The sequence below is a fragment of the Lysinibacillus xylanilyticus genome, from assembly GCF_001708185.1.
GTDB lineage: Bacteria > Bacillota > Bacilli > Bacillales_A > Planococcaceae > Lysinibacillus > Lysinibacillus xylanilyticus_A.
The window spans coordinates 59,947-83,461 of sequence record NZ_MDDN01000014.1 but is presented as its reverse complement, the minus strand read 5'-3'; the positions used below and the strand labels follow the sequence as shown (position 1 = coordinate 83,461).

General features: G+C 35.5%; 17 protein-coding genes. 12 read left to right on the top strand and 5 right to left on the bottom strand.

Going from position 1 to position 23,515, the window contains the following annotated elements:
• Nucleotides 1–31: 31 nt before the first annotated feature.
• From BFJ97_RS18970 to BFJ97_RS18965, 3 genes are all read right to left on the bottom strand, one after another.
• A complete protein-coding gene (locus tag BFJ97_RS18970; RefSeq protein ID WP_068986211.1) occupies nucleotides 32–1,828 on the bottom strand; it encodes an LTA synthase family protein in 1,797 nt (598 codons plus the stop codon).
• A 186-nt stretch (nucleotides 1,829–2,014) separates the two neighbouring features.
• Nucleotides 2,015–2,188: a hypothetical protein gene (locus BFJ97_RS24880; protein WP_175401811.1), complete on the bottom strand. Its 174-nt coding sequence runs from the start codon at nucleotides 2,186–2,188 to the stop codon at nucleotides 2,015–2,017.
• Nucleotides 2,181–2,606 (bottom strand): YwpF family protein, encoded by a 426-nt coding sequence (locus BFJ97_RS18965; RefSeq protein WP_068986210.1) that lies wholly within the window; start codon nucleotides 2,604–2,606, stop codon nucleotides 2,181–2,183. Before BFJ97_RS18965 ends, BFJ97_RS24880 begins: the two co-directional genes overlap by 8 nt.
• 304 nt (nucleotides 2,607–2,910) lie before the next feature.
• Here BFJ97_RS18965 and BFJ97_RS18960 point away from each other — a divergent pair, with 304 nt between their 5' ends.
• Nucleotides 2,911–3,330 carry a single-stranded DNA-binding protein gene (locus tag BFJ97_RS18960; protein WP_068986209.1) on the top strand — a complete coding sequence of 140 codons (420 nt, stop codon included), beginning with the start codon at nucleotides 2,911–2,913 and terminating at the stop codon, nucleotides 3,328–3,330.
• A gap of 238 nt (nucleotides 3,331–3,568) precedes the next feature.
• On the opposite strand, the gene BFJ97_RS18955 is transcribed toward BFJ97_RS18960, so the two are convergent.
• Nucleotides 3,569–6,331 carry a DEAD/DEAH box helicase gene (locus tag BFJ97_RS18955; protein ID WP_083227101.1) on the bottom strand — a complete coding sequence of 921 codons (2,763 nt, stop codon included), beginning with the start codon at nucleotides 6,329–6,331 and terminating at the stop codon, nucleotides 3,569–3,571.
• On the bottom strand, nucleotides 6,328–7,902 hold the full coding sequence (locus BFJ97_RS18950; protein WP_068986208.1) for a hypothetical protein: 1,575 nt from the start codon (nucleotides 7,900–7,902) through the stop codon (nucleotides 6,328–6,330). The genes BFJ97_RS18955 and BFJ97_RS18950 overlap by 4 nt, the downstream gene beginning before the upstream one ends.
• Nucleotides 7,903–8,087: 185 nt before the next feature.
• Between BFJ97_RS18950 and BFJ97_RS18945 the strand changes: the two genes are divergently transcribed.
• From BFJ97_RS18945 to BFJ97_RS18895, 11 genes are all read left to right on the top strand, one after another.
• Nucleotides 8,088–8,561, top strand: a complete 474-nt coding sequence (locus BFJ97_RS18945; protein WP_068986207.1) for a transcriptional regulator — start codon at nucleotides 8,088–8,090, stop codon at nucleotides 8,559–8,561.
• A gap of 215 nt (nucleotides 8,562–8,776) precedes the next feature.
• Nucleotides 8,777–9,625, top strand: a complete 849-nt coding sequence (locus BFJ97_RS18940; protein WP_068986206.1) for a flagellin N-terminal helical domain-containing protein — start codon at nucleotides 8,777–8,779, stop codon at nucleotides 9,623–9,625.
• 423 nt (nucleotides 9,626–10,048) lie between these two features.
• Nucleotides 10,049–11,017 carry a nuclease-related domain-containing protein gene (locus tag BFJ97_RS18935; protein WP_068986205.1) on the top strand — a complete coding sequence of 323 codons (969 nt, stop codon included), beginning with the start codon at nucleotides 10,049–10,051 and terminating at the stop codon, nucleotides 11,015–11,017.
• Between the two features lie 308 nt (nucleotides 11,018–11,325).
• Nucleotides 11,326–12,597 carry a nucleotide sugar dehydrogenase gene (locus tag BFJ97_RS18930; protein ID WP_068986204.1) on the top strand — a complete coding sequence of 424 codons (1,272 nt, stop codon included), beginning with the start codon at nucleotides 11,326–11,328 and terminating at the stop codon, nucleotides 12,595–12,597.
• Nucleotides 12,594–13,310, top strand: a complete 717-nt coding sequence (locus BFJ97_RS18925; protein ID WP_068986203.1) for a WecB/TagA/CpsF family glycosyltransferase — start codon at nucleotides 12,594–12,596, stop codon at nucleotides 13,308–13,310. Before BFJ97_RS18930 ends, BFJ97_RS18925 begins: the two co-directional genes overlap by 4 nt.
• Before the next feature lie 452 nt (nucleotides 13,311–13,762).
• A complete protein-coding gene (locus BFJ97_RS18920; protein WP_068986202.1) occupies nucleotides 13,763–17,089 on the top strand; it encodes an S-layer homology domain-containing protein in 3,327 nt (1,108 codons plus the stop codon).
• A gap of 292 nt (nucleotides 17,090–17,381) precedes the next feature.
• Nucleotides 17,382–17,879 carry a tetratricopeptide repeat protein gene (locus BFJ97_RS18915; protein WP_068986201.1) on the top strand — a complete coding sequence of 166 codons (498 nt, stop codon included), beginning with the start codon at nucleotides 17,382–17,384 and terminating at the stop codon, nucleotides 17,877–17,879.
• A gap of 17 nt (nucleotides 17,880–17,896) precedes the next feature.
• Nucleotides 17,897–19,450, top strand: a complete 1,554-nt coding sequence (locus BFJ97_RS18910; RefSeq protein WP_068986200.1) for an O-antigen ligase family protein — start codon at nucleotides 17,897–17,899, stop codon at nucleotides 19,448–19,450.
• 84 nt (nucleotides 19,451–19,534) lie between these two features.
• Nucleotides 19,535–21,361 carry a polysaccharide biosynthesis protein gene (locus BFJ97_RS18905; protein WP_068986199.1) on the top strand — a complete coding sequence of 609 codons (1,827 nt, stop codon included), beginning with the start codon at nucleotides 19,535–19,537 and terminating at the stop codon, nucleotides 21,359–21,361.
• Nucleotides 21,362–21,425: 64 nt separating this feature from the next.
• Nucleotides 21,426–22,220: an ABC transporter permease gene (locus BFJ97_RS18900; protein WP_175401810.1), complete on the top strand. Its 795-nt coding sequence runs from the start codon at nucleotides 21,426–21,428 to the stop codon at nucleotides 22,218–22,220.
• Nucleotides 22,210–23,490, top strand: a complete 1,281-nt coding sequence (locus tag BFJ97_RS18895; protein WP_068986197.1) for an ABC transporter ATP-binding protein — start codon at nucleotides 22,210–22,212, stop codon at nucleotides 23,488–23,490. The genes BFJ97_RS18900 and BFJ97_RS18895 overlap by 11 nt, the downstream gene beginning before the upstream one ends.
• Nucleotides 23,491–23,515 lie beyond the last annotated feature (25 nt).

The following is a 23,515-nucleotide window of genomic DNA, read 5'->3' as shown; positions in this document are numbered from 1 at the left end:
TTACGTATAGTTACTGAATAATAGGGAACAACTAATCTATTTTAAATAGTACATTCTCTGAATACCTATCCCCGAACATCATGTCGTACTGTAATGTTTGATAAACTTCTTCAAGTGATTTTTTAGATTCTGGAGTTTCTAACGAAAGGCTTCCATCATTTTTAACTTTCACTAATGAAGTATATCCAGGAATTTCATCGTAAAAATCATTCAAGAAATTAAAATATAAAGGTGATTTTAACTCTGCCCATTCTATAATTTTTGAGGGAAGAAAAGATGAACTAATAGAATTTAAATTTGTTATTTGTTTACCATAGTTATTCCAAACTACTAAAGGTGTTTGTTTCATTTTTAATTCTTCTTCTAATGTTTTGTTATCCATATCCTTAATATAACCAAGCTCGTCATATACTTCCCCTAAAGCAGGTAAATGATCTCCAAAGAAAACTACTAAGGAAGGTTCTTTTAATTCTTCTAACTGTTGCATTAAAACCTTTAATTCATTATCTGAATAATTTGTACCTGTACCATAAGTATTAATTATCTGGTTGGTTTCATTTGAATAAGAATTTGTTATATTTAAAGTTTTTTCACCATATCTTGTATCACTGTATAATCCATGATTTTGCATTGTTACTGCATAGATAAAGGTAGGTTCTTTATTCTCTCTTACCTCATTTATTATTAATTCATTTACAACTGCATCATCTATATAAGTACCGAAATATTTCTGTTCATTTAAATCTTCTAGTCCAATAAACTTATCAAAACCTAAATGGGAATAAACTTCATTTCTATTCCAAAAATATTTAAAATAGGTATGTAAAGCTGCAGTATTATAGCCCTGTTCACCTAATATACTTGCTAAAGATGGGATATCCTTTGATATATATTGTTGATAGGGGATTGACCCGCCCGGTAACTGGTTCATTGAAAAACCAGTTAAAACCTCGAATTCAGTATTTGCTGTCCCGCCACCAAAAGTAGGAGATACGAGTTCTCCTTTTTTAAACTTATCAACTGTAGGAGTAAGGGTGGTTGAATTGTATCCAATTCCTAAATTATTCAACTCCCAAAATGCCTCGCTCATAACTATTACAATATTAGGTTTTATGTCGCTAACGATATTTCCATTTTCTTTTTGAATATTTTGAACATAATTATCGACTTTAGCTTTTGAATAATTATTAGGCTTATCAATTATAACACTAGGCATGTTTAAAATAATTCCTAGTATGAGCCCGTTTTTATTTTGTGTCGCCTTTTGATCCCATGACATTAATTTGGCTTCGCTTGCATCAAATATTTTTTGGAAATAGTTATTCGGATAATTTACTATTAATACTACTAAGAATGCTGATATACAGAACAACAATACACGTTGAGTCACATTCATTAGACTGAATCTAGTATATTTCACCAAGAAAAATAACACTACTATGACTAAAAATATAATAAATACAGTAAATGAAATGTTTATTTTTTTATAAATAACAGGTGCCAAATCAAGAACTTGATTTACAAAAAAAATATCCCAAGGTAATAATGGGTTATCTAAAATCTGTAATTTATAAGTATTAATTTGAACCAAAAAGTAAAATAGAGTATAACTTAAGACGATTGAAATATAGATATTATTAGTAATCGATACTATTAGAGACTGGATAAGTAAAAAAAATAAAGAAGAAACAATAAAAATTTGCACATTTTCGTTTATCCATAAATTAGTTAACTCAAAACTATTTCTTGTAGACACTTCAATTAGATATACACCTAATATGGGTGCTATTAAATAAATTAATCCCATTAGTAAATATTTTTTTCTCATTAAATAAAGACACTCCTCCTAATTTATACTTAATAGAATAATAGATTTGGGGAAATATTAACAGTTTTATTTGAATAAGATAAAAATCTAATATAGGATTGAATAACTTTAGAACTACCAATAATAGGAAATTAAAACATTTCACATGATTTTGATAATTTGAATAAATCACTACTTTTTTAATCATTATCTACAGTACACTATTTTCTTTAACTGAAGTGGTATTGCCTGCACCATTAATACAGCATTTGCTTGCGGAACTTCTTCTTGCAATTCAGCCCGACCTTTTTTACTATTTACTCTACCTGTCCAATAAAAAAACGATGCAGTAATTTGCATCGTTAAATCAAGCTCAATCATTTTTTAGTTTTGGTCGTTCTTTCATATCGTGTGAGAAGCGTTCCAAAAGCTCATCTAAAGAAACTCCTTCAGCTAATAGCTCGGCTAGTAATTGCTCTGCATATTTTGAACGTTTTATTTTTAACGTCCCTTTTAAAAGTACAGAGATGTGTTCACCAATTTCTTGAACGTTATGTACGATAACTTGGAAAGGAGCAGGCTCATTATCTGGAGATGAAATAACTGCACGTACATTAAAGACAGTAGCACTCGCTAAAAGTTCATCAAAAGTTGAACGATATTGTCGGTCCAAAAACAGTTCAAGAATCCAAGATTGATGGCTGTTTTCCTGATTAATAATAATACCATCGACTAAAGGAAACGGTTGCATGCCATCTTTTGTGACAAGGTCAAAGGAAAGCATTTTAAATGTTTTCATTATGTAATATCCTCCTAAGTCGGTCATCCTTTTTAGTATAACATATTCAAATCACCCTTGTTGACGATTGGCAGTCTGTTCGCACATTGTACAAAAACAGCGAAATTGCATATTTCAACAATTAGCATTTGCTATTACAGCCAAAAGCATTCGAATTGAAAAATGATTAAATTCTTGAAAAATAAAAACCTCAATATAACTAATTTATGATTAAAAACTGAAGGAAATGATAAATATCGACTTTTGCCAATGCTAGAATCTTTCTTGTAAGATGAGGGCAATCAAAAGCAAAGGAGGTGAATCGATGAACCAAGTCGGACTGGTCGGAAGGTTAACAAAAGATCCTGTGTTGCGACACTTATCAGGTAATCGCGTGCAAACAAATTTTACGCTAGCCATTAATCGCAATTACAAAAACAGTCGAGGGGAAGTAGATGCTGACTTTATTCTATGTTCAGTTTGGGGAAGGCTGGCAGAGCATATCGTCAAATATTGCGGAAAAGGCTCATTGATTGGGACAAATGGCCGTATTCAATCAAGATCATTTGTAAATGAAGCAAGCACAAAGATTTTTATAACAGAAGTAGTCGTAGAAGATGTCCGATTTTATCATCTTAAGCCAAGGGAAAGTGATGAGGCTATTGTGCCACCAAAGCCACCTGACAGGCAGGAAGGCTTAAAGGATTTTGTGCTACCTGAAGAAGTACAATTACCAGTAGTATAGCAAGTGATTAGTTGTCTGATCCGCCATTCTCCTGTATTACTTACACCAAGAAAGGAATGATGTATACCATTCATTAACGTAGATCATTGCTGAAGACCGCACAGCAATGACCATTTTCGACACAACTAAATATTAATATAAAGTAAGTAGGGAAGAAGTAACAACATTAATCCACTGAAATTCGCGAAATTAAAAAGAGCGCCAAGAGCATTTTTGCTCTTGGCGCATAAACAAATCTTTAATAATCAAGCATCATTAAATCACGAAGTTCATGATCTTCTAACTCAGTTAACCACTGGCTTGATTGAATGAGTTCTTCTGATAATGCAGATTTCTGGGCCAGCATTTTATCGATTTTTTCTTCGATGGTACCAATTGTAACAAACTTATGCACTTGCACAAATTGTGTTTGCCCAATCCGATAGGCACGGTCTGTCGCTTGGTTTTCAACGGCAGGGTTCCACCAGCGATCTGCGTGTAATACATGATTTGCAGCTGTTAAATTTAACCCTGTTCCACCTGCTTTTAAGGAGAGGATAAATATCGGGAAATTGCCTGCCTGAAAAGCCTCTACTAAGCGGTCACGCTGCTGCTTAGGCATTGCACCTGTTAAGAACGGTGCATCAACATTATATAGTTCACTAAAACAATGCTGTAGTAATTGCCCCATCCCAATATATTGTGTGAAAATGAGGCACTGCTCGCCATTGTCCACGATTTCAGCAGCCATTTGCACGATACGTTCTAATTTTGTAGAACGAGTTAACATTGTATCGGCATCCTCGAAAGGTTCCTTTAAATACAAGGCAGGATGATTACATAATTGCTTTAATTTACTAAGCATTTTTAAGACGCGTCCCTTTTTTTGAAAGCCTGTTAATTGCTCCAGCTGATCGAGCGTCTCTAATATATAACCTTCATATAGAGAGGCTTGCTCAGTTGTTAATGGGCAAAACTCATGAGACTCTTGTTTATCAGGTAAGTTAAGCTGTAAGTTTGGATCACGCTTTGTGCGACGCAGTAAAAATGGTTGGATTTTTGCACGAAGCTTCTGTTTATGTGACTCCGACTCATCACGTTCGATCGGTAAAATAAATTCTTCGTTAAAGCGACCGAAGCTACCTAAATAGCCCTTATGGATAAAGTCAAAAATAGCCCACAGCTCCGATAATCGGTTTTCAACCGGTGTACCTGTCAAGGCAATATGATGCGTACCATGTAATTTACGAATAGCCCTTGACTGTAGTGTTTGCATATTTTTAATATTTTGAGCTTCATCTAGGACAACTGCTGCCCAATCCACTTCCTGCAAAAACTCAGCATCCTGTGAGACTGTGCCGTAGGTAGATAAAATTACATGTGGTTTTTCGCTTGCTACTAGCTGTTTAAAAACATCCTCTTTTGCACGATTTGCCTGATAATGCGTATGCACAATTAAAGAAGGAGCAAAGCGAGCTATTTCCTTTTGCCAGTTACCTAGTACTGACGTAGGACAAATGATGATGGATGGCTTAGTATCCGCAGTCGTTTCATAAAGATGAAGTAAATATGAAATGAGCTGAACTGTTTTACCAAGACCCATATCATCAGCTAGACACGCACCGAAACCTTGTTCACGCATGAAGACAAGCCATTCAAAGCCCTCATGCTGATAGGGCCGTAAATCAGCTTGCAAAGATGTAGGAACCGCAACTGTAGGAAGTCCTTTTTTCTCAGAAAGCTGCTCCATATAGGATTTAAGCGATTTTTGCAGTTCAAATGCAAAAATCGGATCATCACGCATTGCATCATCGGCATCTTCTTCTTCAAGAGGTAAGGATAAATCCTCTGGTAGCTCACGGAATAGCAATTCGCGAACGGTCCAGCTTTCATCTTCTGCTTGCTGCATCAACGCGCGCATTTCCTGCATCCAGTTCGCATCCACACGAAACCACTCTGTCCCAATACGAATGAATTCACGTTTCTCATCCACAAGCTTTTTAAATTGCTCAGGTGAGATGGACTGTCCATTCATAGAAAACTGCCATTTGAACGTTAAAATATCATCTAGTCCAGCAACCTTCTTAGTCGCTACATTGCCAGTACTTACACGAACACGAAGTTTTGATTGTTTTAAATCCTTTAGCCAAGCCGGTAGCACAACGTCAAAGCCGAGTGCCTGTAATCTTGCTAAATCCTCACGTAAAAATGTTCGTACTTCTAAATCCTCAAGCATAATACGGATGAAAATATCGCTACGTATATCTTCAATAGAAAGAAGATCGACAATTTGTGCTTGTTGTTGTTCGATAGCATCAGCAAACATTTGCCACTTTGCTGGTAAAGCATCAACAATTGGTAATGACTGCTTTCGCATAGCAGGCGTCCAGTAGTTTTTCGTCGTAGCTGTACTCAGTACCGTTTCTAGAAGCCACACATCTGAATCTTCCTCAGGTTCACTTAAGCGTAGGGAGACAGTCACTGTACCTGCTTGTCGTTCCTGCTCTAATGGCCAGCCACCACGTAAGAAAAATGGCAATAGCTTTGGTAAATCAGACAGTACAAGACCTGCTTGGGCGAGCTTTTGCTGCACGGCCATTTCTAATAATGCCGTATCTATACCGTCTATAGGGAATGCTAGTGACGAAAAATCATCAGCAATGGCAGCGTACGACCAGAGCGAGGGCTCCTGCCAATATGCTTGTAGAGCCGACGCTTTTTCTAGCCACACCTGACTTTCTGCGTCCACACCGATCCATTCAATAAAAGGATGTAGATACCGCGGTGAAAAAATATCTAGAAGCTCAGAGGTTGAAACTTCAACAGTAAGATCTGTACGATTGCTTAATAGACCATAGACATTCGCTTCATAGTTTAAAAATAATGAAGAAATAAGTGAGTCTGCATCCACTGTTGCACCGCTAGCCGTAAAGCCTTGTATCGTAAAATATCCTTCCTGGATTGATTCAATACGAAGCTGTAATTTTTTTGAAAACGGGGAAGGAGCATTAATAGTCATCATACTAAGTTTCCTTTCTCAATTTCTTCCTGTAATGCACGCAGGCGTTTAAACTCTGCACGAATTGTTTGCATATATGTTTCAAAATAAGCGGTTTTGCCAGCACGTTTTGCTGCACTGCGCATACTCTTCCAAATTCGTACAGCCTGCTTATAGTTCATACGTGATTTTTGCGTAATTTCAGACATGGCATATAGATGATATAAGGGCAATACTGTTGCAGGAGCAACTTGTAGCACATCCTTTAATCCACACATTTCTAAATAAGAAAGGGAGGAGAGATTTAACTGGTGAAGGGCTACCCATTCACGATAACGTCCCTTTTTAATAAGGAAGAACGAAAATGGTTGAAGCCCGTAAATACCAAATGCACTATATAATGTAGTTTCATCTTCCTCCGTAAGTGGTATATCTTCGTACAAAAGTTGAAATTGGTGTACGTATTGAGCTCGTTTTACAACTGGCACCGTTTGCTGTAAAAAGACTTCGGCAAATGGTAGCATCGCACGTAAAATGATTGACTGTGCATGTGACTCGCCAGCACGTTTTGCAAAAATAGCAAGCTCAAATAAGTCCTGCATTCGCTGTACATCAATCTGTGCAATGCTTTCCTGCAATAATTCCTCTTTTTGTAGCAGTACATAAAATAGCAGTTTTAATGACTCTAAGGAAATCTCTGATGAAGGATTTTCCAGATCATTTATAAGTGCTAATTCCTGTTCTCGTCGCGGCTTCTCATAAAAAAGCACAGCCCAAAGCAGCATATAAATTTGTAGTCGATTAGCAAACAACCCTTGTCGTCCCAATAAAAACTCTCTGACTAGTTCCTGAAGCGCATCATAAAATGGGTCAGTGGCAAAAAGTCGTGATCGACCAGTTAACTCTGTCAGGATACTCTCGAATGATTGAACACTTTGATCAATAAAATATTTCATATAAGGAGAATCCACTGAATGCCCTTGTGTTTCATTTACATGACGCCATATTGTATTAAAGATGGATAGTTCCATGAATAGCTTATAAAGTGGCTGCCACTCACGCTCGAAGGGCATATGCCGTTGAAGTCTCTCCAAAGCATCAGTCCGTATAGCAGAAAGACCATAGCCTTCTAAAATACGCCCGGGTGGCAATAAACGTTTCATTATTTCATTGACCATCAATTGCCAGCTTTCTGGACTCCGCTCATCTGCTAATGATTTTAATTGCACTGATTTTTGTGCACGCCACGCACTTGACCAATCTTGCACAGAATCAAAATACTGGTAGAGGGCAAGTAATGCGCCAACCTGATGTCTACACCATTTCAGCTGAGGACAATTACAGCGCAACTCCTCTTTAGCAAAATCAATTTCTACAGAAGCGGGTCTGACATCCTGTACGCTTGCATATAATATAGAACTTGCTCCATTAAAACGTTCAAAGACAACTGATTTATTCCGCACAGAAAAAACAGCACGACGCACTAGCTCCTCGTCTTCAGTAGAGGAAGGATGTAATGCCTGTTCAGCTTCCTTTAATTTCCTAAAGACAAATTCTTGATGTTCCTTAGCTAATTGGGCAATAGACAATGCCATAACCTCACTCCTTTCAGTGGACATTTAAGTATGAAGGAAAAAAGACTGTCCTTCCATTATACGACTAAAATACGGACATGATAAGCTGAATGATTTGAAAGTGAAAAATCAAGGAGAAGATAGTTAACAAGATTATTGATTTATGTTAAAATCTGAATAATCAGACAAATCGGGAGGGATGAGGAATGATGCAAGTTCAGTATATGAAGCCGTTTTACACAAAAATCACTGGAGATAAATTACGTCTAGTGTTTGCTTATCAATATTTCTCTATTTTAAAAGAGAATGAGATTTTCCATTTCATTCCGATTGAAGGTAAAGAGATGATTATCAACTTGAATACACAGCAAATTGAAAATTTATCGGAGGTATTCGTTTTCCAAAAGGGGAATCGTTTTATCCGACTACCACTATATCAATTATTATTAATTACAAATGTTCATGAGCATCTAGCGCCGATTCTTGAAAACGCTACACCAAAGCCACAGCTACCACTTGTTTCTTCAGTGACTGTTGGCGAAGTAGATCAGCTCGTTACAGAATTGGAGCAGAAAAACTTTGACTATTTAATCGACCAGGCATTATTAGATAACGATAAAGCACTCTTTTTTGAACTGCTACAACAAAAGAACCATCAACTCGGAGGCTTCGAAATTTGAATACACAGTATGGCAATTAAGCACCTACTTTTCACATGTGAGAAGCGGGTGCTTTTATAAATTGTTGATAATTCACCTAGGTCTAAAGTCGAAATCTTGAAAATGAATTAGATACGATTAATATATAGAACCTATTAAATTAGAATGTATTACCAAAATTAACTAAAATGAGTTGAGTACATACCGATATAAATAAAAATAAAGGTGGTGAAATGATGCTTGGAAAATGGTCAGCAACGGGTTTATCTATCTTAAATAATATGAATAGACATTATGGTGCAATGAGCAAGTCAATGCTTCGGATTTCTTCAGGTTACCGAATCAATAGTGCAGCAGATGATCCAGCTGGGCTCGCGATTTCCGAAAAAATGCGTGCACAAATTCGCGGGCTGAATATGTCAGCGAAAAATATCCAGGACGGTATTTCACTTGTTCAAACAGCTGAAGGTGCACTTAATGAAACACATGCAATGATCCAACGCATGCGCGAGTTAGCAGTAGAAGCTGCCAACGATACATTGACAGATAGTGATCGAGAAAAACTCGACTTAGAATTTCAAGAATTAAAAAAGGAAATTCAGCGCATCTCGAAGGATACTGAATTTAATACCAAGACATTACTGAATGGGGATTACACTACAAACGGAATTAAAATTCAGGCGGGCGCCAACTCAGGTCAAAGCATCGAGCTATTTATTAACGATATGGGAGCCGGAGCACTTGGCTTGAATGATACGACATCCATTGCAACACGTGACAATGCCGATAAAGCCATTTCCACTATGGACGAGGCTTTAAAGCGTGTATCAAACGAGCGTTCAAGACTAGGTGCCTATCAAAATCGCCTAGAGCATGCGTATAATGCAAACGTAAACACGGCAGAAAACTTACAAGCTGCCGAGTCCCGTATTCGTGATGCAGATATCGCAAAAGAAATGATGAACATGGTAAAGGCACAAATCCTAATGCAGGCAAGTCAATACGTACTAGCAATACACCTACAGCAAGCACAATCAATTCTAAAACTACTCGAAAGCGGAACAAAAAGGAATCCCCGATACTAAAGGTGATTCCTTTTTAATTTGGATAATCGATGATAGCAAGTTGATATCGCTGATAAAAGTGAAAGAATCGCTGATAAAAAGTTAACATCGCTGATAAAAGTGAAAGAATCGCTGATAAAAAGAGAACACCGCTGATAAAAGTGAACCAATCGCTGATAAAAAGTCAACACCGCTGATAAAGAAGTGAACATCGCTGATAAAAGTGAAAGAATCGCTGATAAAAAGAGAATACCGCTGATAAAAGTGAAGCAATCGCTGATAAGAAGTGAACATCGCTGATAAAAGTGAAGCAATCACTGATAAAAAAGTAAAAACCGCTGATTAACATACCAAAACCGATGACAGCCATGCTATAATCGCTGAAAGGGTGTTGAATTATCTGATAAATCTAACAATATATAAAATAGAAAAGGAGAGAATTAATTGATCATAAAACCCTTCGCACCATCTCCGTTGACAATAGGACTTCAAGCACTTGTGACTCGGTTACAGCCCACACATCCCCAATATCAAAATCTTCAGCAGGAACAAAAAATTAAAGAAGCTGGCGATTTTGGAGAGCAATACGTTATGAAGGAACTGCGGCAAACAGCACTACTAAACGATTGCCACATTTTCCACAATGTCATTCTTCCCTCTGTTCTTCCCATGCAAATTGATATTCTCATCATTGTCCCCAACGCGATCATCCTATTAGAAGTAAAAAATATTCGAGGAACTGTACATTTAAAAAATGACCCACGTCAGCTCATTCGTACCTCGGAATCTGGAGAGGTTCACGTCTTTACACATCCCGAAATCCAACTTGAACAGTATATTCAAGGAATGAAACACTTCTTAGATACGCAAAATATTTCTATACCTTTATTCGGAGCTGTAGTGTTCCCCTTCAATAATGTCAATATTCATCGAGAGGACAGTGGATTGCCGATTCTAATGGCAAAAGAGCTACCGCTATTTCTGCATAAACATATAGAGAAAAGCAAAGAGACATCAACAATGAACGAAATCAAACACATTATTTTGTCACATTTAAGGGATAGAACGCCATTTCCACTTTGCCAATATTATCAAATTGATGCATCTGCTTTGCGACGGGGTGTTCATTGTGAAAACTGTGGTCAGTTTGGGATGAAGAAATTGCGCATGACTTGGTGTTGTCAAAGTTGCCAATATCAATGTAACGACGCACATATACGAGCGCTATTGGATTATTACATGCTAGTAGGGGGCACCATATCGAATAGAGCGTGTCGTGAGTTTTTAAATATAGAGAGTCAGTATGTAGCAAAACGACTTTTACAAAAATTAAATTTACCTAGTACTGGACCGGATCGAATTAGGAAGTACGATCTGTCCACCTTATATTGGAATGCGGCGCAAAAGAAGTGAGTTCCGCCGCTAAAAGTGAGAAATGCGCCGCTAACTAAGCGAGTTGCGCCGCCAAAAGTGAAAGTTCCGCCGCTAAAAGTGTAAATTGCGCCGCTAACCAAGCGAAATGCGCCGCCAACGAAGCAAATTTCCGCCACCAACCAACAAAACTTTTTCAATTCAGACACAGAAAACAACTTCAAAATAACAAATTGGTTCACACTTTCCCTTGAAAGTTGTATACTATAATGCAGAACAAAAATGCATTAAGCATTTACAGAATATATAATTTAACTACTCGTTTTTGAAAACGGAAGGAAGAATAGAGAATGATGAAATCAATTTGTGTCGTTGGACTTGGCTATATCGGTTTACCAACGGCTGTAATGTTTGCCAACCACGGCGTGAAAGTACATGGGGTGGACGTAAACCCAGCAGCAGTAAAAAGTATTCAAGAGAAAAAACTTCATATTGAAGAAAACGGATTACAGGAGCGCTTGAACAAAGCAGTAGATGAAGGATTCCTAACGGCGTCAACGACACCAGTGGAAGCGGACGTGTTCATCGTTGCTGTACCATCACCAATCAATCCTGATAATACAGCGAATTTAGAATATGTACGTCAAGCTACAGCTTCGATCGTACCATTCTTGAAAAAAGGTAACCTTGTCATTCTTGAATCGACAGTACCACCGAAAACAGTGGAGCACATTATGCTACCTGAACTGATCAAGGCAAATCTTGAATTTGGTGTAGATTTATTCGTATCACATTCACCAGAGCGTGTTATTCCTGGTCGTATTTTTGAAGAGTTAGTGAACAACGACCGTATCGTTGGTGGTATTGATGACACATCTGCACAAATGACAAAAGAGCTTTATCAAACATTTGTGAATGGTACAATTCACCTTACGGATGCAACAACAGCTGAGTTAGTAAAAGTAATGGAAAACACTTACCGTGATGTCAATATTGCGTTTGCGAATGAGCTTGCGAAATTAGCAGAGAAGCTGGATGTGAACATTTGGGAAGCGATTAAATTTGCGAACTATCACCCACGTGTAAATGTTCACTTCCCAGGCCCAGGTGTAGGTGGCCACTGTATCGCAGTTGACCCTTGGTTCCTAGTTGAGCTAGGTGGCGAAACGGCACAAATTATTCACCTATCTCGTAATACGAATGATAGTATGCCAAGCTTTACAGCACAAAAAACACAAGCCATCTTAAATCAAAACAAAATTGCTGGTGGCAAAGTAGCTGTTCTTGGACTAGCTTTCAAAGGAAACGTTGATGATATGCGCGAAAGTCCATCAACAATCGTTATTGACGAGTTACAAAATCTTGGATTAGACGTGATTTCATATGATCCACACATTAAAGAAAATAAACATGCTACACAAACACAAAGCATAGAAGAAGCAACAAAAGATGCTGATATCATTTTAGTGTTAACAGATCACAATGAATTCAAAGCAATGAACGCTGCAGACATTACAGCAAAATCAAAAATCGTCTTCGACACGAAAAATTGCTTAAAACGCGATAATTGGGAAGAAGCAGGCTTCCAGTTCCACCTACTAGGAGATGCGAAAAACCGATGAAAGAAACAGTACTTGGCATCAATGTCAATACGGAAGGCTACGATGAATTAATGGATATGGCATTTGAGCGCATTGAAAAAAAACAAAAGGCGCTCGTTGTTGCCATCAATCCAGAAAAGATTATCAAGGCGAAAGAAGACCCTGCTCTAAAGAAGCTTCTGAACGAAGCGGAATTTCAAATTCCAGATGGCATTGGCGTAATTCTTGCTTCAAAAATTCAAAAAGGGCAAATTCGTGAACGTGTTACAGGCGTCGATATGATGATGAAGCTTTGCGAGGAAGCGGCCAAACGTGGCAAGCCTATTTTCCTTTACGGAGGGAAACCAGGTGTAGCGGATGCAGCAAAAGCGAAGCTAGAATCATTATTTCCTTCTATTAAAATAGTCGGCACACAGGACGGCTATGAAAAGGATGAACAGAAGGTACTTGACCGCATTAACGAAGCACAGCCCGATTTACTTTTTGTAGCGATGGGCAGTCCAAAGCAAGAAAACTGGATCAATGCCAATCGTGAGCAATTACATCCAACCATTTATCAAGGCGTGGGTGGATCATTCGATGTGCTTGCAGGTACAGTGAAACGTGCACCTGAAATTTTCCAAAAATTTGGCCTTGAATGGTTTTATCGATTAATGAAGGAACCGAAGCGTATCAAGCGTCAAATTGCCCTTCCATTATTTTTACTGGAAGTAGCAAGACAAAAACGCCAATAATTTTTAAAAATTGGTATTGTCGTTTTAAATTGAAAGTGTTAGACTGTATGTGTATAGGAATTTCCTCTATGAAATAAATAGAATTCCCTGCAAGGAAACAACGGTTGGTAGCCCAAGCGAAAAAAGCTCAAGCATTTATATGCTTGAGCTTTTTTCGTTGTTTAAATTCACGTGAATTTATATGATTTTAAGAAATTTGAACATTTATTGATAGAATATCAGAATTTTGTTAGAAATTTGTGTAATATCACTTGAAAAATAAGCTTAAATAGATAACAATGGTAAAAGAGAGTTGCATGTCCTTATTTTTCCGGAAATGAATTAGAAAGTTTCCCAAAATATGATTGACAACTTTTAGGGATACAACTATACTTTTATGTGTAGTTGTTTATTTACTGCATTTCTATGTAGTAGAAACATAATTTTTTTAACTTAGAGGAGGAAATTTTTCTATGGCTAACCAACCAAAGAAATACAAAAAATTCGTAGCAACAGCTGCTACAGCTACATTAGTAGCATCTGCGATCGTACCAGTGGCTTCTGCTGCAGGATTCACAGACGTAGCAAATAATTCTCATGAAGAAGCGATCAACGCTCTTGCTGATGCAGGTATCATCAATGGATACGCTGACGGCACATTCAAACCAAACCAAACTATTAACCGTGGTCAAGTAGTTAAATTATTAGGCCGTTGGTTAGAAACTGAAGGCTTTGAAGTTCCAGCTGACTGGGATACAAAACAACGCTTCAACGATCTTCCATTAACAGCGGAAAAAGAATTAGTAAAATATGCTGCACTTGCTAAAGATGCAGGCGTATTCGCTGGTTCAAACGGCAACTTAAACTTCACACAAACTATGCAACGTCAACAAATGGCAGTTGTTTTAGTACGTGCTATCAACGAAATCTATGAATTAGATTTAGTAAAAGAATACAAAGCAGCTAAATTCACGAGCGAAATCTCTGACTTAGACAAAGCTTTCTCTGCTGAGCAACGTGAAGCAATCACAGCTTTAGAATATGCTGAGTTAACAAATGCAGCTAACCTACCAGGTAAAGCATTCAAACCAGCTGACTCTATCACTCGCGGTCAATTCGCTTCATTCTTATACCGTACGATCAACATGGAAGTTTCAACTCCAGCAAGTGCTTCTGTAAAAGCTATCAACAACACAACTGTTGAAGTAACATTTGACGAAGAAGTTGAAAACGTACAAGCTCTTAACTTCGAAATCAAAGATCTAGAAGTTAAAAACGCAGCTGTAAAACAAACTAACAAAAAAGTTGTTGTTTTAACTACTGCACCACAAACAGCTGATAAAGAGTACACTGTATCTCTTAATGCTGAAGAAGTTGGTAAATTTAAAGGTGTATCAGCTGTAATTCCAACTAAAGTTGAACTAACTACTCCTGCTACTCAAGGTAAACTTGGTCAACAAGTAACTGTAAAAGCAAAAGTTACTGTAGCTGAAGGTCAATCTAAAGCTGGTATCCCTGTAACTTTCTACGTACCAGGTAACAACACAGATGGCGTTACACCAACATTAACTGGTGAAGCAATCACTGATGAAAACGGTGTAGCATCTTACTCTTATACTCGTTACAAAGACGGTACTGATGAAGTAACTGCTTATGCAACTGGTGATCGTTCTAAATTCTCACTTGGTTATGTATTCTGGGGAGTAGACACAATCCTATCAGTTCAAGAAGTAACTACTGGCGCTACAATCAACAACGGCGCTGACAAAACTTACAAAGTTACTTACAAAAACCCTAAAACTGGTTTACCAGAAGCAAACAAAACATTCAACATTGGTTTTGTTGAAAACATGAACGTTACTTCTGATAAAGTATCAAACGCAACAGTTAATGGTATCAATGCTCTTCAATTAAGCAACAATACAGCTTTAGCTGCTGCTAAAATCACTACTGACTCTAAAGGTGAAGCTACATTCACTGTTTCAGGTGCAAACACAGCTGTTACTCCAGTAGTATTTGCTCCAAATACTGCAACTGGTGAAAAAGCTGAACTTTATAAAGCATCAGCTTTACAAACAACAGCTTCTAAAGTAACATTCGGTGCAGTTCAATCTCAATACACGATCGAAATGACTCGTGATGGCGGTGAAGTAGCAGCTCGTTATGCTGACAATGGTCGTCAATATAAAGTAGTTGTTAAAGATAAAGAAGGTAAATTAGCTAAAAACGAAATCGTGAACGTAGCGTTCAACGAAGATTTAGACCGTGTAATTAGTACTAATACGGAAGCTAAATTCATCCAAGTTGACAAAGATGACAACCAATCTTACTATGCAAACAATGCTGCTGACGGTAAAAATAATGCGAAGCAAATCTCTGTTAAAACAAATGATAAAGGTGAAGCAACATTTATCATCGGTTCTGACAAAGAAAATGATTATGCAACTCCAGTAGCTTGGATTGATATCAATACTTCAAATGCTAAACAAGGTAACCTTGATGAAGGTGAACCAAAAGTAGCTGGTCAAATGTCTTACTTCCAAAATGCATACCTTGATGGTGCTGCAGTTAAATCTTTCAAACTAAATGATAGTAAGAAAGTTGTAACTAAATTTGAAGGTAACGAATCTGCAGTGTTCCGTGCAGAATTAGTAAACCAAAGTAACAAGAAAATGTCTGGTACAAGTGTTAAGAAAGTAACTTACACAATCTTTAACACTGGTGCTAATGATGTAGTAGTAGATGGCAAGACTATTTCACCAAATCGTAGCTGGACAGTAACTAAAGAACTTCCAGGTTCTACTGATTTAATTGTTACTTCAGCTGATCAAAAAACTACTTCAGTAAAAGTTACTGCAACTGGTGTTGCTATTAATACTGACGGTAAAGATTACGCATTCACTTCTAAAGAAGCAAATGCAGAATTCACTTCAAAATCTGATGTAACTAAAGAACACACTGGTGAAGTAGTTGCAATCAACAAAAATGAAATTGAGTTCAAAGATAAAGCTCCAATTTCAATTAAAGATGCTAAATTCTATGCATTAAGTGGTGCTGAAATTTATGGCGCTGACAAATTCATTAAAGAGTTAGAATCTTACGATGGTGTTGTTGTAACACGCACTGAAGATAAAGATGGAAAAATCACTTTACGAATTGTGCGCGAAGTTAAAGGTACTGATGCAATTAAAGTAAATGCTGATGCAAAATTAACTTCAGCTGTAATTACAAGCGAAGCAGGTGGAACATCAGCAGTTGCATCATCTAGTGATACAATTATTGTAAACACTAATGTAACTCCAAAATTAACTATCGGTGCTAAAGCTTATACTTATAATGCAAATGCACCTGTTACAGATGCAACTAATTATAAAAATGTTACTGATTTAGTTAATAAAATCAACGCTGACAAAGGCACTCATGGTGTTACAGCAACAGCTGATGCAGCAGGCATTAAATTAATGAACGAAAAAGGCGAAGCATTCTCTTATCAAGTAGATTCACTTGCGTCTGTTTACGTTAACAATGGTAAGCCTGGAGTTGTATCATCTAAACAACAAGTTACATTTACATTTACATCATCTGTTAATGTAAGCGTAGATGAAAAAGTTTTCATTAATGGTACAGAAGCAACAGTAACAAGTGTAAATGGTAACAAAGTTGTTGTTGAAATTTCTACTTTAAATGTAGGCAATGCAATTACTCAATTTGAAGTTAAAGAAGATGGTGTATGGAAAGTACTTAAATCTTCTGTAACTGATAAAGCTGTAAATTTAGCAGGCGTTCAAGTAGTTAAGTAATATTCTATTTTCAAATGTTTGCATATAAAAGTAAAAGGCTTTGTGGATTTTTCCACAAAGCCTTTTCTTTTTAATGGGAATAACTAATCTCTACTGAATCTGTTTCATATGTATCTATAGTTATAGCAAATAGAAGAAATAATTAATAATAATTTTTTAGATAAATAGATTTGTTTTATATTGATAGTTAATAATGGTCATGTTTTCCTTGGAAATATAACATGAAGATACTAATTTATAGTATAATAACCATATGTGAAAAAAAGACATAATTCGAGAAAGGTAGAGTTTGATGACAATTACTGAACCGGTACGAAAATATATATTGTCAGGGATAGTAGCCTGTGTTGTTATTGGTCTGATCGTGGCGAATGTTTTAGCAAGCAAACAGGATGAGGATTTCTCATCGAATGATATTCTTTATAGCCAGGCAATTCAATTACAAGCAGAGGGTAATTATGAAGATGCATGGAATGCAGTTTCTAAAGTGTTAAAGACAGAGCCGAACTCCGAAATAGCAAATTATTTAGCTGGAATTATAGCTGTTAACAGAGGTGATGTAAAACAGGCAGCAATTTATATGCAGAAAACATTAGATATTAATCCTTATAAGGTAGAAGATGCGACTTTTATGATTCAGTTAGGAGAGATATTTGTAGCTGCAGAAAAATATGAGGAAGCAAAAATTGTTCTTCTTCGCTGTCAAGAATCGGGCTGGGCACCAGAAGAAATACCAAATTATCAAGACCATGTTGCTACATTACTAGCTCAAATTGAAAATTTGCAATAAAGGAAGGTACATAATAGATGAGTAAGTTCTACGAAAAAGTAGCTTATCGTGATGTGGAAGAAGATGTTAAATCTCAAAAATCCGTAGATAAATGGATTTTTAGATTACTTCTTATTGTTATAGGCTTCGTGCCATTAATTGTTATGGCAAAAGTTATTGAGGTACAATCACCGCTCGTTACAAATGTAGATATCCTTCAGAGTGGAGAAAAGGGAGATCTTTTCACTTACTATAAATCTCTAATAGTAATAATTATAACTATATTAGCAGGTCTAATGTTGTTAGCAAAGATTTTATTTATGAATGGCGAAATCCGCAAAACAAAAATAAATTATGCAATAGGAGCATTTGCAGTAGCGATTGTTATTTCGACAATCTTTTCACCAAACATTTCTATTGCATTGCATGGTCTGTATAACCGTTCAGATGGTGCAATTAGTTGGTTGTGTTATTTAGCATTGTTCTTTATTGCGATGAATATTGACTATCCGAAAAAAGCACTAAATTATATTTTATATTCTCTATACCCATTTGTGATTATTAACCTATTTATAGTTACTATGAACTTTTATGATAATGATTTACTTCAAAAGGTAGCAGTTAAAAAGCTGGTGATGTTATTTTTACCTGAGGGTGCTGAGCTTAGTGATGGTTCCGTTTTAGTAGGGACATTAAATCAATGGAACTATATGAGTGGAATGTTTGCAATCATGACCGTAATGTTTCTGACAGCAACAGTTTTAGAAAAAAATATTGGCCGAGCTATCGGACATTTAGTTGTAGCTGTGATGTCCATAGCTGTAATGTTAATGTCTATTTCAACAAGCGGTTTTATAACAGTTTGTATAATGATGATTGTTGTATTATTTGTAGCAATTAAATCGGAAAAGAAAGCACAAAGCTTTGCGATGATTGCAGTGTTTTTAGTAGCAAGTGCACCAGTGTTTCATGTGCTTGCAAGTAAAGATGCACGTGTTTGGACTGAATCTGTAGGCTTTGTAATAAAATCTAATCCTTATTTAAAGGAAGAGCCTGTATCTGCCACAAGTATAAATACAGATGTGAAATTTGACTGGATGACAAAGGCTTATGCTACCGAAAAATTTGAATTGCCAGTGCTGCCTGAGAGAGCTGTTGGTGCTGGGACAGGGCGTGTTTATATTTGGGGGAAAGGCTTTGAATTAGTGAAAGATCGTCCATTCTTTGGGTATGGGTTGGATACTTTTATGTATAATTTCCCGCATTATAATATTGATGCACGTGCAAGTATATTTGATGAAAATACAATTATTGATAAACCCCATAGTATGTATGTTGGTTGGCTATATGGAACAGGAATAATAGGTTTTTTATGTGGAATCATCATATTAATTATTTCATTATGTAGCCCACTAAAAATTGCTATTAAATCTAATAATTCAATGATTTGGATACTAGGAATAGCATGGGGAGCGTATTTAGTTCAAGCGTTATTTAATGATAGTTTGCCAGGAACATCTGCAACTTTGTGGGTTATGGCGGGTATATTATTAGCTACCACATTAAATAAAAATAACATAGCCCAACAATAGACGCGAAATAATTAACAGCCCACTAGAATAGGGCTGTTAATTAATTTGAACAAATGCCATCATTTGGCGAGGTGAAGATAAAAATTGAACTATAAATTTAGGTTGATTTCTTTATTAACCATCGATTCAATAATTGTTTTAATTTCTATTTTTTTAGCACATTTTTTCTTGAATCCGTTTAATCGAACTGTCGATTTGATGTTAGTGTTGAGTTCTATCATATTATTAATAAGTCATCATATATTATGCTTTTATTTTCACCTATATCAAAGAATTTGGAAGTATGCAAATATTGATGAATTAATAAGTCTGTGTAAAGTAGTTATTTTATCGATATTAATAACCGCAGCATCACAACTTATGTTCTTTAATGATTTATATGAAAGAGGACTTTTTTTAACGTTAATTTTACATCTTGTATTCTTATGTGGAATTAGATTGTTTTGGAGATATATACAATTAAGAAGAGATGATGTAATTCGTGAGAGTTCAATAAAAAGAAAAGCAACACTTATATTAGGAGCTGGGGTTTCAGGCAGAAGTATTTCAGCAGAATTACAGAAAACGGACAGTGTTCTAAATCCAGTCGTTTTTTTAGATGATAATCCAAAACTGAAAAATTTAGAAATAAACGGTATACCTATAGTTGGAAATTTAAATGATTTAGAAGCTGTTGTAGAGCATTATAATATTAAACATATTATCATTGCAATACCCAGCCTTAAAGGAGAGCAACTACAGAAAATTATTCAAAAGTCTAAAAGAGTATGTAAAAATGTCCAGATTATACCGAAATATAGAGAGTTCGCAACTGGGAAATTAAGTTATAGTAAGTTTAGAAATGTATCTATTGAAGACTTACTTGGAAGAGATTCAGTTGTTTTAGATAATGACTCTATTTCAAAAAAAATAAAAGGAAAAAAAATACTAGTTACAGGTGCTGGTGGATCAATAGGTTCTGAACTTTGCAGGCAAATAATAAAATTCGAACCTAGTATACTCGTTTTGTTAGATCATAGCGAGTATAACATTTATCAGATTTTACGTGAGTTGGAAAAAATAAAAGGATGTACTCAATTTAAAGTAGAGATTCTAAGTGTGGAAAATCGTGAACGAGTGCAGTTAATGATGGAAAAACATCAACCAAATATTATTTTCCATGCTGCAGCATACAAGCATGTACCTTTAATGGAAGAAAATATTTATTCAGCTGTATCAACAAATATTCTAGGTACAAAAAATGTAATAGATGCGGCAGATAAAGTAAGTGTAAGCAGTTTTGTATTAATTTCAACTGATAAAGCTGTTAGTCCGTCAAATATTATGGGGATGTCGAAGAGAATTGCTGAGTTAATTGTGAATGAAAAAAACAATAATAGCTCTACGAAATATTCATCTGTACGTTTTGGAAATGTACTTGGTAGTAGTGGAAGTGTTGTTCCATTGTTTAAAGAGCAAATCAAAAAAGGTGGTCCCGTTACAGTAACACATCCTGATATGTCACGCTACTTTATGACAATTCCTGAAGCTGCCCAATTAGTAATTCAAGCTGCAAGTTTTTCAAAAGGTGGAGAAACCTTCGTACTAGATATGGGGCAACCTGTTAAAATTGTTGATTTAGCGAAGCAACTAATTAATTTATCTGGTTTTTCCGAGGATGAAATTGAAATAACTTATACAGGTATTCGTGTTGGAGAAAAACTACACGAAGAATTATTTTATGAATTTGAAGAAAAGTATAGTAAAGTACATCCAAAAATTAATGCTTTTACTAATGAACAATATATCAGTGATATTAGATATAAATTACAGAATAACTTGACATATAGTGAAGAAGAACTTAAACAGCTTCTTCAAACAATTTTAAATAATGTGGAATCTAAAAATACAGCTAGAATGGTTAGTAATTAGGAAATCTCCCATACAAACATTCGAAAGCTATTATTTTTGATTGTAATGAAAGGGAGAGTATATATTGTTGAACTTAATTAGAGAACACCGAAACTTAATTAAGCAGTTAACAAAGAGAGATTTAGAACTTAAATATAAGGGATCATTCCTTGGAGGAATTTGGTCTTTCATTACGCCGTTAATAATGTTAGCGGTATATACTTTTATATTCTCTGTAGTCTTTAATGCTAGATGGGGAATTGAGCAAAGTGATAACAAATTTGAATTTGCGATGATTATTTTCTCAGGGCTAATAATTTATAATATTTTCAATGAAACAGTTAGTAAATCAACTACAATTATTCTCTCTAATGTGAATTATGTAAAAAAAGTGATTTTTCCATTAGATATTCTTCCACTAACTACATTATTATCTTCGTTAATCAATGCATTTTTTAATATAGTGGTATTAGCAGTAGGGATTGCGATTTTTATTCCAGACTGGAACTTTATGTGGTTATTTATATCGTTAATTTATTTACTTCCAATAAGCTTATTCTCTTTAGGTTTTGCTTACATTGTTGCATCTATTGGTGTATATATTCGTGATTTGGCTTATACAGTAGGAGTACTATTAAATATTCTGTTTTATGTGACACCTATTTTTTACCCTATTTCGCTTGTTCCAGAGTTTATGCATCCAATAATGAATTTAAATCCATTAACTTATGTGATAGAAGGTTATAGGGATGCTGTATTTGCTGGTAAATTTCCTAATTGGGGTTCATTTTTAGTATTCACATTATCTGGATACATTTTTATGCTATTAAGTATTTGGTTATTCCGTAAGCTAAAGCGAGGGTTTGCAGATGTCATTTAATAATAAAGATATCGTGATAAAGGTTGAAAATGTCACTAAAGAATATAAAATATACCAAAAGCCTATTCATAAAATTTTAATTAACTTAGCACCGAAGTTTTATGAAAAGAAAGTAAGTAATTTTAAGGCACTAAACAATATTAGTTTAGAAATTCCAAAAGGTACGACAGTAGGTATAGTAGGAAGAAATGGATCTGGAAAAAGTACACTGTTACAAATAATCACTGGTACTCTAAACCCTACATTAGGAAACGTAAATATAAATGGGCGAATTTCTGCCCTTTTAGAGCTTGGGGCAGGATTTAACCCAGAATTTACAGGGCGCGAGAATGTATATTTAAATGGTGCTATTTTAGGATTAAGTAGAAAAGAAATCGATGAAAAATTTGATTCTATACTTGAGTTTTCAGAAATTGGAGAATTTATAGATCGCCCTGTTAAAACATATTCAAGTGGTATGTTTGTAAGGCTAGCATTTTCAGTAGCTGCCTTTGTTGATCCAGATATCATGATAATTGATGAGGCATTGTCAGTTGGCGATGAGAAATTCCAAAGAAAATGCTATAACTATTTAGAAAATTTAAAGGAAAAAGGTTGTACTATTCTCTTTGTTTCTCATTCTATGAGGGTCGTTGAACAATTATGTGATTATGCATATCTATTAGATAACTCTAATTTGATAGCTGAGGGAGAGCCTAAGGAAATTATCGATAAATACCACATGCTTCTGTATTCTCAAGAAAATGCACACTATCAAGCTTTAAATGCTGTTGAAAAAGCTGAAAAAAATATAGTTAGTGAAGGTGGGGATACAACAGAGGAGCATATTGCTAAAATTGAAAGAGATGTATTTATTGAAAATGTAAAGATGTTAAATGAAGTAGATGAAGAGGCATATGTGTTTAATACAGGTAAACCAAGTAAAATTGTTTTAACTGTTCATTCTTCAATAAATGTGCAAGATGTATTAATTGGTCTGAGAATTAAAACTACACAAGGTATAGAAGTTTATGGCACTAGTACGTCATATCATAAATTAAAAATAGATTTTAAGAAAAACAAACAATATACAATTTCATTTGATCAAAAGGTACGTTTAACATCTGGAACATACCATATATCTGTAGCAATAGCTAAAGAGGATGGGAAAAATGATATGATCTACTTCGATAAATTATCTGATTTCTTGTTGTTTAAAGTGGAAGAACTTCCAATTAGCGGAACTGGGATTGCGAATTTAAATAGTAGCATAACAATAAAAGAAGTATAGCTGTAATTAAGTTTAACATTAAACA